Genomic DNA, 13,155 nt, shown 5'->3' on the forward strand with positions numbered 1-13,155 from the left:
CAGCAAAGCCATGAAAAACACATTTAAGAAAGGTGTACGCCGCGTACAGTTAGTGACCGCAGGAAAAAGTAAAAATGTTTACCATTTGGCGTTTCAGAAAAAAAATTCAATTATACGATATATAGAAATAATAGCAGTCTGTGCCATTGCCTTCATTATGGGGGCGGGATTCTTAGGCTATTTCAATTAATTTGAGTTAATTTTATTTGGGTTAGCCCTTCGTTAAGCGAAGGGCTTTTTTTGTGGATAACAGATATAAAACAAATAATTCGGTCACTTCTTTAAATAAAAAAGCCACGCAATGCATGGCTCTTCTTAACAAATGAAATTCACTAAAATACTATGATGCTTGTGTAATACCGCTTTCTATATATGTTTTAAAACTTTCAATGTCTTTTTGTAGCATTCTTTCAAATACAGGAGTTAGCAGTTTTGCTGCACCTGCACCTGCTTTTCCAAATGGCGCATGATACGCGATACTTACTTCGATATCGGTACCGTTACCGTCGCTGTTTCTCTTAAAAGTTACCCTTCCTGCATTATGCAATGTAGAATCGGCAACCGATTGCCAGCTTAAAACTTCGTTAGGCTTATCGGTAAGTATCTGGGCTTTCCAGCCAATAGTACCAATACCTCCCGGAAGTTTAGCTTTCCAGTGTGATGTTTGCCCGCCAATTTCTTCTACACTATGAAGATGTTTCATAAACTGCGGCAGGTTTTCAAGTTTTCTCCATGCATTATAAACGTCAACAACCGGTTTATTGATATTCAGAGATGCCGTAATTGCAACATTGCTGCCTTTTAAAAGTCCTTTTTTATCTATCAGGTCATAAGCAGGGCAGTAGCCACTAATGCCTCTAAAAAGCATAGTACCGGCTGTGATTCCCTCAATTAACTTTTTTGGGGTACTTTTTTCTTTTTTCAGGGCACGGTAAAGCATATAGGCACCGGCTGCCACCATAACAATACGTTCGGTTTTGCTTACGTTTACCCTAAGTCCCGGAACAATGCTTTTTTTGCCTTTGTGCAGGTATGAATCAGCTTCTGTTGCATTGGAAACTGATGCATAACGGTTTGGGTCGGTACCCGATTCATCATATTTTGAAAAATTCCTTTTGGGTTCCGTTGTTTTAAATATTTTGCTGGTTTCCATAATGATTTGCTTTAATAGTTTCTGTATGTACTAAAATTACTCATTATAAGGAGGTTACTATGATAAGGATATGGTAAAGTATTCTTAAGGGAGTCATAAACATTTAAAGGCTTAGATTACATAAAAAAAAGAGCCGCTGTTTTACACAGCGGCCCTCAAAAAAAATATGAATAAAACAAAAACTAACTTTAACTACTAACTATTTACACAAGTATTTTTTTTGATTTGCAAAATTAACTACACTACTAATTAATTACTTTTCAATATTTTATGGGTAGCCGTGCTACCACCTGCAAACTCTAATTTAATAATATACATTCCTGCTACTACTGATGAAAGATCAATCGATGCCTGACTGCTTATGGCAACACGTTGTCCGGTAAGGTTGTAAACTTCTGCTAAAACCACTTCTGCGGCAGATTTTATATTTACGATTCCGTTACTAGGGTTAGGAAATACCGTAAAAACGATGGTGCTATTGTCATTCAGTCCGGCCACAGGTTCAGATACGTTTAGTGAATAATCTTCTATCTGTCCGTAGTAAGCATTAGTACAGGCATCAAACTCGCCTTCTTCATAAACATTCCACATATCTTTGGTTACCCTTAGCCTTGTTGTGCCTGTAAGGGCATTTTCGGGAACTGTTATGTTAAGTGTCGCCTGAACGCCATCTGTACCTGTTGTGTTTTCCAATGAAGTCAGGTAGTACTCAGTAATCATATCAAAGCTGTTATCATGGTTCCAGTCTATAAATACCCTTATGTCGTGGGTAAACAATCCTGAAGTATTTCCTTGAACAGTAAGAGGGTAAGTCTGTCCTTTTTCTACGCTTCCTGTTATGCTTGTAAAGTTCTCGTATGATGGTGTTGCATTCACTTCAGGGTTTGTAGCATTGCTTATGCCGGCAAACTGTACCAACGATATAGGCTCTACATCATAATCAACTACTGCCTGACAGTAAGGTGCGGCCGAAGCGACATCTTGATTAATTATCGTAACTTCGATAGTATCCAGTAATGTAACATCGTCATTACTTGTTGCCTGTAATATAACTAGGCCGTCTGCAATTGCCGTAACAAGTCCGTTTTCATCTATAGTTGCCAGTCCGTTTCCTGCAGAAATACTCCATGTCACCGCCTGATTGGCCTCTGCAGGTAGTATAGCAGACTCTAATTGTAATGTTCCGCCAGCCGTGATGATGAATGGTGAAAGATCATCTTGAACGGTCACTTCAATACTCGTTGGTGCTACATATTGCCCTGTAATAATAATTTCGATAGTGTCAGTAAGTGATGTATCAACTGTGCTTACGGCTTGTACAGTAATTGTACCATTAGCAATCGCCGTAACCAGTCCGTTACCGTCTAAAGATGCCAGTTCGTTGCCCGAAGTTATGCTCCAGGTTACGTTTTGGTTAGCTCCCGATGGCAGTACTGCTGCGTTTAACTGTAAAGTTCCTTCATTGGTATTTATTATAGCATCAGCATTATTTTCGGTTGAAATCTCAACGGCAGTAGGCGTTACTACCTGATTTGCAATTGTGATGGTAATTGAGTTAAATACAGCAGGAGCTTCTGTGCTCACAGCCTGAACAGTAATTGTTCCATTCGCGGTTGCTGTTACTAGTCCTGTGTTATTTATAGTAGCTAATTCACTGCCAGACGTTATACTCCATGTTACCTGCTGACTTGCATTTGAAGGTGTAATTGTGGCAAGTAACTGTAAAGTACCTCCGTTAGTAATAATTACTGTTGGAGCACCACCCAAAACAGCGATAGTAAGATTTGAAGGCAGTGGTTGTACCGTAGACTGTCCTTTAATACAGCGTATTGGATGTGCCTGTAATCTTGGTGCACCCGCATTAGGATTCATCACGGCATTACTATAGTAAAGATTTCTTCCGTAATTATTTAACGTAGCGCTTACGTTACTGTTCCAGTAATAACCTCTCTGGCCTACAAATGAAAAATTCCCGGAAGATCCTCTGTAGCCTGCAACGGCAAGCTTAAGGTTACTTGTAAATCCTGATTCTACATTGGTTATGTTTTCAGCTTCTATAACAGCTGTCCATTCTGCTTCGGTCGGAATTCTCCAGCCGTTGCCAAGAGCTGCTTTACAAGGGTCGCAACCGTTGGTTTCGCTTACCGCAGCCGGTGTTGCAGCCTCCCAGGTGTCAGTAGTGTTTCCTGCATTCCACCAGGTGGGTATAAAAGTGTTGTTGGCTGTGCCAAGTCCCATTGGGTTATTTGGGTTAACGTCTGTTCCTATTGCCGAGTTACTTTTTTCGTGGCCATCCTGCCAACGTCCCCATTGAAAGTAATCGCCATAAGAAGCAGCATCTGTTGCCGATGTAGCTACCTGTGAGCTTCCCAAGTTTTGTTGCATCCATACATTGCCGTCTGCTGCGCGTACAGTGGTATATTGAGCTGACGAGCCATCATAAGTAAAAGTTATGCAGCTTGTGGCTCCGGCTGTTTCACCCGGGTCGTTTCCTTCACAGGTTTGCGCCTGTATTTTGCCCATTGCCAATGCTACAATTAAGAATATAATTTTTTTCATGCTGTTTGGAGTAGTTTATGTTACAGAGCAAATGTATTTATTTAGATTAATTAAAAATAATTAGATATTATTTATCAGAAAAAATGATGGTTTATGTCCTGATTCATGGAATAGATTATTTTATTAACAGTATTTTTTTACTGATTGTAATAAAAAACCTAAGATTTTACAGTTTTTTTCAGGCTGACTTTAACTGTTTATTGGGGTGTAATCATAAAAAAATGGTAAAAGGGTAGTGGTTTGGTACTTCAGCCTGTTTTAGTTGTAATTTTAGTAAACCTTGCTATATACTCAAACAGTGTTTAAACTTAAAAACTTTATGCTATGAAAAAATTACTTTTATCATTGCTGTTTACACTGCCTGCTATGGCACAGGATGGTTTCAGGAACGAAAACGGCAATCTCATATGGCAGCATACTTATCCGGCAACTGCAAACATAATTGCAAACGTAGAAACTCAGCCCGATTTAAAAGTTGAAATAGCAACTAATGATAGTCAAATGGGATTTGCCGAAAAAATAAAGAATTCGTGTTCGGAAGGCAGTCCTGCAATTCGGAATGATTACAAGTTTAGTTTTACTGTAAAAAACGAAGGTGGTAATTATGTGGTTACCGTTACTGATATTAAAATAATAGAAGTAATGGGACCTATGCAGGCCAGAACTGTTGTAAACCGCTGCGAAAAATATCTGGTCGATTCTTCCTTAAAAATCAGGAAAGACCCTCGTTCGCAAAAAGATATAGGCTGTATCGATAATTTTCTTACCGGTGTGTTTAGCGGAACAATGACTAATGTTGCCATGACGGCAAATTAACTCTACACTCTATACAAGAAATAGTAAAGCCACCATAACGGTGGCTTTACTTATAAATATAGGTTAGAATGCATCCATTTGTACAACCATTATCTGGTTCTTTTTTACTTCATCTTCGGTGTCTTCTATAACCTGAATGCCCAGGATTTCGAAAGACCGGAATATCATAATATTGTTTTCTTCAGCATATTCGGCAGCAAGGTTATCATAATCTGCAGGGTGCAGTATAATGCTGTCGCTTTCGTTCAGGTCATTCTCTAATATATATTCCTGGATGGTATCGTAGCTAATGGCTATTCTCATGATGTTTCTTAATTGAATTTTATTTCAAGGACGTCAATTTCGCCCTCGCTTATTTCGTTATTATCGTCAGGTATTACATTAATTCCTGCTATGCAAAGTGCTTTTGCTTTTTCTTTCCCATTGGTAACAAGTTTGTCAAAATTAGAAGGATGCAGCATAAGCATAACATTTTCATTCAGGGCGTTTGTCAGGATAAAATTTTTGATTGTGGCAAGGTCAATGTTCTTTTTCATAACTACAGTTTTAGGGTTGATTGTGGTACAAAGATGAACCATATACCTTTAAAGTTTTGGTAAAATAAAGCCAATAAAACATTAATTATTTTTAAGAAAAAACTTAACCTGTTATGGCACAGTTAAGTAGTTTGTTAAACCAGTTTTGTTTTCATGTGTCTCATTACCACCCTGTCTACAATCTTTTGGGTCATATCGGGATAATTTACCGGAATCACCTCGCCATTTTCAATCCAGTCCTGAATAACGCCATCATATTTTGGTTTCAGGCTCTTAATCACCGTTACTCCCATTTGCTCAAGGGCAGCAGCGTTAAGCTGTTGTTCATATTGGTTTTTCATAGGTATAACCAACAACTTTTTGCCAAGGTATAATGCCTCTGCCGGAGTTTCAAAACCAGCACCGCAAAGTACACCTGCCGACGCCGCCATGCTAGCAGTAAACTGTTCGTTATTTATAGGCTGAATAATGATATTACCCTGTACAATCTCTTTTTTGTTATGTTTAGAGAATACATCCCATTTTACGTCTTTAAACTCAGATAGTCTTTTTAATAAGGTCTTATCGTCGTATGATGGAAGGTAAACCGTATAGTGTCCGCCATTGGTAACTTCATGGTTGCGAACCTGCTGTCGAATTACAGGCGTGAATATAGTTTCGTTATCACCATTAAAATGAAAGCCATACCTATAATCAGAAGGGGCATAATGTTTCAGGATAAGCCTTCCGGTCCTGTCTTTGTCTTCCGGTTGTGGGTAGCGTTTATCCAGTACGGCTGCCTGATGGCTCAGGGCGATACATGGTTTGTTTTTCATATTACATGCCCATGCCGATACGGGTTCAAAATCATTTATTACAAGATCGTAATTCTCAACAGGAAGATCTTTAATGCTTCTAACCAGTTTTCGGGTATTGGTTTTAGCAAATGTTTTCCATAGATCTACACCGCCTTTTTTTCCGAAGATAAAGCTAAGGCCTCTTAATTCATATTTTACAGGAAAAGGCAGTTTCAGGTCTCCCTGTATGCCGCTCACGAGTATATCTACCTCGCCATGCTTTTGAAGGCATGGTATAATGTCCATTGCGCGGCTCAGGTGTCCGTTACCGGTTCCCTGTACTGCATAAAGAATTTTCATAGTATTAGGGGATTTAGGGATATGGAAGGCCTATTTTTCATCTGCTAAAAATTGACGGTACCAATGCCCTGATTGTTTAATAGTTCTTTGTTGTGTGTCAAAATCGATGTGGATAAGTCCAAAACGGGCATGGTAACCCTCGGCCCATTCAAAATTGTCGGTCAGGCTCCATACAAAATAGCCGTCTACTTTTGCACCTTCATTTTTTGCCCTCAATATCTCGGTCAGATGATCCTGAATGTATTGTGTGCGTTCCGTGTCATTTACTTCACCATTTATTAGAGTATCGGGAAAAGCAGCTCCGTTTTCGGTAACAATTATTTTTTTGATGTTTTCATACTTGCTAAACTGTTTTAGCATATTGCTGATAGCAGGGGGGTATACTTCCCATTTCATTTCGGTTAATAGTGGTACCTTACGTTTTTGGGCGGTAACCAGTGATGCACCTATATAAGGCGTAAGCATAGACGAACGTACAACCTCGCGGGTATAACATTGCAGGCCGATGAAATCAAAATCAAAAGCCATATTTTCCCTGTCGCCCGGCAGCATGTATTTGTTGAGTTTGTTTAATACGGGCAGGTCTTCCTGCGGATATCCCATACCTAAAATGGGCTCTATAAAAGTGCGGTTCAGTAACGTGTCAACACGTTTTGCTGCTGCGATGTCTTTGCGTTTATCCGATGCCGGTTCTATATAAGTACAGGAGAATGTAGTTCCGATATTTGCTTCAGGTAAAAGATTACGCAAGATCCTCCCTCCGGCTGCTGTAGCCATTGTTACATGGTGTACTGCTTTTGCATAATTGCTTATGCCTCTTTTTCCCGGAGCGTGTATGCCCAAAAAATAACCGGCACCGGTAAACACCGATGGTTCATTCATTACCATCCAGTTTTTCACCCTGTCGCCAAAGTGGCGCGCGCACAGTTCGGTAAATTCGGTAAACCAACTGATACTTTCCCGATTGGTCCATCCGCCTTTTAGTTCAAGGGCATGGGGCAGGTCCCAGTGGTATAAGGTAACCCAGGGTTCAATACCCTGAGATGTCATGTAATCGATTAGGTTGTTGTAATAATCTATTCCCGCCTGGTTAACCTCCCCTGTGCCATTAGGAAACAATCGTGACCAACTGATGGAAAACCTGAAATTAGGTATATTCAGCTCACTGATAAGGTTAATGTCGGTTTGATAAGAAGCGTAAAAGTTACAAGCAGTCCTGGCGTGATGATTACTTTTTATCCTGCCTTTTTTAGCAGTAAAAACATCCCAGATAGACAATCCTTTGCCATCGGCGTCGTGAGAGCCTTCTATCTGAAAGGCGGCGGTTGATACACCCCATAGGAAATCATCTCCAAAAAGGGATTTATCAGGTGTAAAAGCATTATTTATATCCATTCAAAAAGCAGAGATCTAAAATTGTTTTTTGAGCAGATATTAATGCAGAAATGTAGACTGCATAGCTTTTAGAAAAAGCCACTCCCTGAAAGAAATCAGATATTTAAACAGAAAAAAAATCATATCCTTATTTTTCTGTAAAATACGGATAGTGAGATGAATACAGGGTTATGTTGAGGTTAATAAAATATTAACTATCAATAGGTTTGATAGTTGGATCTTTAGAGTGATCGATAATTTGATAGTTGGCAGTTTGATGGGGCTAAGAGTCGAACAATCCAACAATCTAAAAGTCCAGCTATCCATTTTACCATACAATCATCTTCATGAAATAGTCAACATCATTGCTATAGCGTTCTTCCTCTATATTTATACCTATAAGTGTGTAGGGCTCTTTTTCATGATAACCTTCAATCTCAAAACTAGTGCTGGCTTCATAGGTTTCAAGAAAGTTTTTTGCATCCAGGTTTTCTAACTCGGTTTTGGGTAGTAGTACAAAATAGTCTATAACGGTTTCTTCTCCCTTAAAGGTGGCTTTGCCTTCAAAGCTTTTAAGTTCTTCAAAAACATCTTTGGCGTCTAGGTATTTCATAATTTCAATGTTTAGGGTTTAGAGTTCGGGGTTTGGTGTTCAGCAACACATAACGCTGAACTCATAACCCAAAACGCACAATTATTTCGAAAGCCACTGGTATAGCTTTTCAGCATTCTCTTTTGTAAATAGTCCTGTTCCTTTGCTCATGGTAGCAGCGGTACCGCAGGCAACGCCCATGCGTGCTATTTCGGTAAGGCTGCCACCTTTGGCAATTACCGATACCATTCCTGCCACCATACTGTCTCCTGCACCTACAGTACTAAGTTTTTTTACTGAAGGTGCCGGTACGTGCACACATTCTTCCTTGCTTACAAGGTAGGCTCCCTGGGGTCCCATCGAGACAGCTACAATTTCGGCTTTACCCTCATTTATGAGCTTTTTAGCTGCTTCATCGGCTGAATCATTATCCAGTTCTTCCATACCGGACAGGCGGCTGAGTTCGCCAAGGTTTGGTTTTATAAGGTGTACGCCTTCGTTTAGTATTTCGGTAAGTGCATCACCCGAAGTATCGGCAATGATCTTTACATTTTTCGATTTGAGCTCGCGAACTATTTCCGTAAGCCATCCGGTAGATATGCCATCCGGCAGGCTTCCGCTTATTACCGCTATATCAGGAGAGGGAGAAGCATTTAGTATTGCTTTGCGTAAAGCATCAGCATCGGCAGTTGTTATCTTTTCGCCCGGCATTCCAAAACGGAACTGATTATTATTAGCCGTGTCAACAACAATAAAATTTTCACGTGTTTCGGCCGATGTTTCTACAGGAAGAGTTGTTACACCTTCCTTTTTTAAAAGATTTTCAAGCAGTTCGCCAGTGCGTCCTCCTTTAGAAAAAAGCGCGGTAGAAGTTATTCCAAGACGTAAAAGTGCGCGTGAAACGTTTATACCTCCGCCACCGGGTTCGTAAACAGGTTGTGAGCAGCGTATCTTTTTTTCGGGTTGTATATGGTTTGCCGTACTGCTTTTGTCTACGGCCGGATTAAGTGTTATGGAAAGAATAGTTTTTGCCATGGCAATAATAAAGGTGTTGGTAAAAGCTAATTTACCAAATTTTGCCTAATTATTGCCATAGCATTGTGTTAATGTTAAATCCGGGAGATTTAATCCATAAAACGCTCAAGGATACTGTATTCATTGCTTAATTCAATGTAATAGCATCCTTTGGGTATCTCAACATCCAGATCCGATATCTGGTTGTCGCTATAGCCGCGTTGTTTCAGTTCGTCTTTGGTGTGCAGCAGCACGGGCTCATCTCCAACGTAGTACAGGTTGTCGTCAGATTTGTTAATTTCAGATACAGTCCCTGAAATCCCATAATCCATAGAATTATACAATAATTCTTTTTCAAGTTCTTCGTCAGACAACTTGTTAAGCCATAGTTTCAGTTCTTTTAGCTTCATAGGTTGCACGTAAATTAATTGAACAGTATATTTGGGGCGGTTGGGGGGACCTTAACTCTTTAATAACAAAGAATTAACAGGGTAAATATATGCATTATTTGTAATCCTGTTTAAATATCCGTGTTATTAATTAAAATTTGGAAGCTTATGGTGTATTTGTAACTATGGTTCTGAATGTCAGGTTTATTCGCGGATGCTTGATTTTAGTGGAAGGAGGCAATCTGTGCAACCAATTTGTCTGGGTTTCGCCCTTCATAACTAAAAGACTTCCGTTATCTAAAATTGTGTCTATTTTCTGACTGGTTTCCTTATGCTTGAAACTGAATTTTCTTACAGCGCCAAAACTTAAAGAGCCAATTACCGTATTCTTCCCTAAACTTTTTTCATCATCGCTATGCCAGGCCATACCTTCGTCGCCATCATGGTACAGGTTTAAAAGGCAGGAATTGAACTTGCTACCACATGTTTTTTCAGTTAAATCTTTAAGTTCCATCAGAGCTTTTGTCCAGGGTAATGCTGTCTTTGTAGTGCCTGAATAGGTGTAGCTGTAATTTTCATTACCATACCACGCCACTTTTCGTTTGGTTATTATCCTTTTGCCAAAAATTATAGCTTCGTCATTTTGCCAGGCGATCTCGTTCAGTAAAATATCATAATAATGCCAGGCTTCGCTTTCGCTAAGTATATGGCCATAGTATATTACCTCACCATCATAGGGGAGAAGGTTAGTTTCATTATTGTTGTTAAACAAATCCATTTTCCTTTTTCCAGATTTTATATTCTTCTTTCATGCAATGTCCGCAGGGACGATAACCAAAAAACTTAGCTTCTTCTGATGTAGTAAAAAATACCCGGTTATCTGTTTTCATCCTTTTGCCAGATACGCAGTTTAATTTTCCGAATATTTTTAGCTTTTTATTTCCTCCAAAGATAAGTACTCGGACTTTAATTAATGCTCTAAGCTCTTCCGGTAATAATTGTTTGTGGGCAATCATGTTACAGCATCGTGAAATATAATTCCCATAGCCATGCGTTTGCCGCTTTGTACCTCACTAACGCCGTGTCTCATAGCGGCACGGTAATACCCTTTACTGCTTTTTGCAGGCCTGAAGTTTGTGGTAAATATAAGCATATCACCTTTGTTAGGTTTTAATACTATAGCTTTAGATTGTGCTTTGGGTACCTGTTCTGTCAGTACAAATTCGCCTCCGGTATAATCTGTCTCAGGCTGAGTTAACATAACAACTGTCTGTAAAGGGAAATACACATCGCCATATAAATCCTGATGCAGGGTGTTAAAACCTCCCTTACCATATTTAAGGATTAGAACAGTTGGCTTCAGCTGATTATTAGTACGGCATTGTTCATGAAGTTGTTCCAGTTGTTTTGGGAACATGGTATTAATGTTCAGTGCTTTCATCCAGGTGTTGGCAATTGCCGAGAGATAAGGATAAATTTCCTGCCTTACACTGGCAATCACTTCCGGCAAAGGGTAAGTGAAATATTTGTATTCGCCCAACCCAAAGCGATGACGCTCCATCACGACCGTTTTTCGGTACAGGGTTGGGTTGTTATATAAATTGGCCAGTGAATCACATTCTTCAGCAGAGAAAAATTCTGGGATTATGGCATAACCTTTATTGTTAAGGCTTTCGGCAATGCAGCTCCATTGCAACGTAGCCGTTTTTTGTTTACTATTCATGTTATATGTCTGCTTTTGCTGATTCCCATCCTATCATAGCAGCCTTGCGGTTACTGCCCCAATGGTAGTTGCCCATAACCCCGCTGGATTGAATTACCCTGTGGCACGGAATAATATAGGCTACCGGGTTGTCACCAACAGCCGAACCCACAGCTCTTGAAGCTTTAGGCGAACCAATTATTTGTGCTATACTTCCATAAGTTATCAGGTTGCCGGTAGGGATGTTAAGTAATGCTTCCCATACCTTTAGCTGAAATGGAGTGCCTTTAAGATGTAGTTTTATAGCGTCGGCAGAAGTACCATTTATAAAAACATTAAGCGCTTCAGCCTGAAAATTATCTGTTGTTTGGGAAAAATGAGCATTTGGGAATTTATTTTTCAATACCGAAAATGCGTTTGCTTGGTCGTCGGCGAAGGCTAAATGGCAAATTCCTTTTACTGTAGATGCAGCAAGTATAGTTCCGAACGGCGTTGCAGCATAGCTATAGTTGATACTGAGGTTTTCACCTCCATTTTTATACTCTCCCGGTGTCATACCTTCTATGTTTATGAAAAGGTCATGCAACCTGCCTGTACCCGATAATCCGGTTTGTAAAGCAGTGTCAAAGAGGGTAGACGATGTGTTTGCAAGTAGTTTCTTGGCATGCTCTATACTCAGGTATTGCAAAAACTTTTTAGGGCTAACACCGGCCCAGTCTGTAAACAGCTTTTGAAAGTGAAACTGACTCAGGTGTACTTTTTCTGCCAACTCCTCAAGGTTTGGCTGCTCTTTAAAATTATCTTTAAGATAATCTATAGCCTGTGTTATCCTTTCAAAATTTATATTACTTTGCTCTTTCATGATGTATATACCTTATAGTTACAGTACAAAAGTACAGGCTGCCTTTGCCGGGGACAACCCGATTCTTGTCAACTTTTAGGGAGATATGCATCAATAAATATACATAATACTGCGTTATATACAGATAACACTTTTTTGAAATGAGAAGAATTGACAGTAAACATATTGCATTTCATGTGCTTGTAGCGCTCTATTTTATATGGATTATAGTTTTTAGTGTATTGATGGGTATGGCGCTTACAAATACTTATGGTGAGATGCCTAATCCTTACCTGACAAATGTATTTGTGCAGTGGATCTATCTTAATCTTTTAATGGGGTCTGCGCTTTATATTTCTATACGGTTATTCAGAAACCGCACGCTCCTCGATAAGATAATTCTTGTTTCTTTTATACTGGAGATAATCGCTGCTGTTATAGTTGTAATGTTGATAGGAAATTAAAAATAAAACAAAACCCCGCTGCATGAAGTCAGCGGGGTTTCAAAATAACCAATTCATAACCTAAACCTATATACTATAGATGCATAAAAAACGAAAGGTTGCGTATAGTGGTATAAATTTTTTATATTTTAGATAAAAAATGAAAGGGTATTTTGCATTAAAAATGCAGTATTGGCAATAGTTAAAAGCCAGTGTCGGTAAAAAATTATGAATGTTGTAATTAAGCATTCTGAGCTGATATTTTTTATAGATACTTGGTTCGTAATGCGTATATTTGCGTTTATTTTATGACGAATGGATAAGAAAAGCGAAGAATTTTATGCAAGGCTAAAACAGGAACTTACGGATTCCACCCTGTGGCCTTCGGAATATTTATTTAAATTTATAGTGCCTTCGCTTCCGGCGAATGTTGAAAAGGTTGAAAAATCATTCGACAACATGGGTGCGGTAATAGAAACTACACAGTCTAAAACTGGAAAATATACTGCGGTATCCGTTAATGTAAGAATGGTAAGCGCACAATCGGTAATAGACAAATATATTGAGCTTTCGGGTATCGAAGGAATCATATCATTATAA

At 39.2% G+C, this 13,155-nt stretch carries 17 protein-coding genes; 4 read left to right on the plus strand and 13 right to left on the minus strand.

Features of this window, described 5'->3' with window-relative positions; all coding sequences use genetic code 11:
* Positions 1 to 10 precede the first annotated feature (10 nt).
* On the plus strand, positions 11 to 190 hold the full coding sequence (locus DEU42_RS13395) for a hypothetical protein (protein ID WP_114758816.1): 180 nt from the start codon (positions 11 to 13) through the stop codon (positions 188 to 190).
* A 150-nt stretch (positions 191 to 340) separates the two neighbouring features.
* On the opposite strand, the gene DEU42_RS13400 is transcribed toward DEU42_RS13395, so the two are convergent.
* Both DEU42_RS13400 and DEU42_RS13405 read right to left on the minus strand, forming a co-directional pair.
* Entirely contained in the window at positions 341 to 1,153 is an 813-nt protein-coding gene (locus tag DEU42_RS13400; protein WP_114758817.1) for an SRPBCC family protein, read from the minus strand.
* A 249-nt stretch (positions 1,154 to 1,402) separates the two neighbouring features.
* The gene (locus tag DEU42_RS13405) at positions 1,403 to 3,712 is read right to left on the minus strand and encodes an Ig-like domain-containing protein (protein WP_114758818.1); all 2,310 of its coding nucleotides are present in this window, start codon (positions 3,710 to 3,712) and stop codon (positions 1,403 to 1,405) included.
* 324 nt (positions 3,713 to 4,036) lie between these two features.
* Between DEU42_RS13405 and DEU42_RS13410 the strand changes: the two genes are divergently transcribed.
* Positions 4,037 to 4,528, plus strand: a complete 492-nt coding sequence (locus DEU42_RS13410) for a hypothetical protein (RefSeq protein WP_114758819.1) — start codon at positions 4,037 to 4,039, stop codon at positions 4,526 to 4,528.
* A 63-nt stretch (positions 4,529 to 4,591) separates the two neighbouring features.
* Here DEU42_RS13410 and DEU42_RS13415 read toward each other — a convergent pair whose 3' ends face one another.
* From DEU42_RS13415 to DEU42_RS13465, 11 genes are all read right to left on the minus strand, one after another.
* On the minus strand, positions 4,592 to 4,831 hold the full coding sequence (locus tag DEU42_RS13415) for a hypothetical protein (RefSeq protein ID WP_114758820.1): 240 nt from the start codon (positions 4,829 to 4,831) through the stop codon (positions 4,592 to 4,594).
* 8 nt (positions 4,832 to 4,839) lie between these two features.
* Positions 4,840 to 5,064, minus strand: a complete 225-nt coding sequence (locus DEU42_RS13420) for a hypothetical protein (protein WP_114758821.1) — start codon at positions 5,062 to 5,064, stop codon at positions 4,840 to 4,842.
* A 134-nt stretch (positions 5,065 to 5,198) separates the two neighbouring features.
* Positions 5,199 to 6,200: a glycosyltransferase family protein gene (locus DEU42_RS13425; RefSeq protein WP_114758822.1), complete on the minus strand. Its 1,002-nt coding sequence runs from the start codon at positions 6,198 to 6,200 to the stop codon at positions 5,199 to 5,201.
* A 30-nt stretch (positions 6,201 to 6,230) separates the two neighbouring features.
* Positions 6,231 to 7,595, minus strand: a complete 1,365-nt coding sequence (locus DEU42_RS13430) for a GH1 family beta-glucosidase (protein WP_114758823.1) — start codon at positions 7,593 to 7,595, stop codon at positions 6,231 to 6,233.
* Between the two features lie 307 nt (positions 7,596 to 7,902).
* On the minus strand, positions 7,903 to 8,187 hold the full coding sequence (locus DEU42_RS13435; RefSeq protein ID WP_114758824.1) for a hypothetical protein: 285 nt from the start codon (positions 8,185 to 8,187) through the stop codon (positions 7,903 to 7,905).
* A gap of 81 nt (positions 8,188 to 8,268) precedes the next feature.
* Positions 8,269 to 9,201: a 1-phosphofructokinase family hexose kinase gene (locus DEU42_RS13440; RefSeq protein ID WP_114758825.1), complete on the minus strand. Its 933-nt coding sequence runs from the start codon at positions 9,199 to 9,201 to the stop codon at positions 8,269 to 8,271.
* Between the two features lie 89 nt (positions 9,202 to 9,290).
* Complete coding sequence (locus DEU42_RS13445; RefSeq protein WP_114758826.1) at positions 9,291 to 9,590, minus strand: hypothetical protein; 300 nt, start codon at positions 9,588 to 9,590, stop codon at positions 9,291 to 9,293.
* A 145-nt stretch (positions 9,591 to 9,735) separates the two neighbouring features.
* Positions 9,736 to 10,347 (minus strand): alpha-ketoglutarate-dependent dioxygenase AlkB family protein, encoded by a 612-nt coding sequence (locus DEU42_RS13450; protein ID WP_114758827.1) that lies wholly within the window; start codon positions 10,345 to 10,347, stop codon positions 9,736 to 9,738.
* Complete coding sequence (locus DEU42_RS13455; RefSeq protein WP_114758828.1) at positions 10,334 to 10,585, minus strand: Ada metal-binding domain-containing protein; 252 nt, start codon at positions 10,583 to 10,585, stop codon at positions 10,334 to 10,336. Before DEU42_RS13455 ends, DEU42_RS13450 begins: the two co-directional genes overlap by 14 nt.
* Positions 10,582 to 11,292, minus strand: coding sequence for a 2OG-Fe(II) oxygenase (locus DEU42_RS13460; RefSeq protein WP_114758829.1), 711 nt, complete (start codon positions 11,290 to 11,292; stop codon positions 10,582 to 10,584). Before DEU42_RS13460 ends, DEU42_RS13455 begins: the two co-directional genes overlap by 4 nt.
* 1 nt (position 11,293) lies before the next feature.
* On the minus strand, positions 11,294 to 12,133 hold the full coding sequence (locus tag DEU42_RS13465) for a methylated-DNA--[protein]-cysteine S-methyltransferase (RefSeq protein WP_114758830.1): 840 nt from the start codon (positions 12,131 to 12,133) through the stop codon (positions 11,294 to 11,296).
* 140 nt (positions 12,134 to 12,273) lie between these two features.
* Between DEU42_RS13465 and DEU42_RS13470 the strand changes: the two genes are divergently transcribed.
* Both DEU42_RS13470 and DEU42_RS13475 read left to right on the plus strand, forming a co-directional pair.
* Positions 12,274 to 12,576: a hypothetical protein gene (locus tag DEU42_RS13470; RefSeq protein WP_114758831.1), complete on the plus strand. Its 303-nt coding sequence runs from the start codon at positions 12,274 to 12,276 to the stop codon at positions 12,574 to 12,576.
* A gap of 294 nt (positions 12,577 to 12,870) precedes the next feature.
* The gene (locus DEU42_RS13475) at positions 12,871 to 13,155 is read left to right on the plus strand and encodes a DUF493 family protein (RefSeq protein ID WP_114758832.1); all 285 of its coding nucleotides are present in this window, start codon (positions 12,871 to 12,873) and stop codon (positions 13,153 to 13,155) included.

Source organism: Flavobacterium sp. AG291 (assembly GCF_003350375.1).
Lineage (GTDB): Bacteria > Bacteroidota > Bacteroidia > Flavobacteriales > Flavobacteriaceae > Flavobacterium > Flavobacterium suzhouense.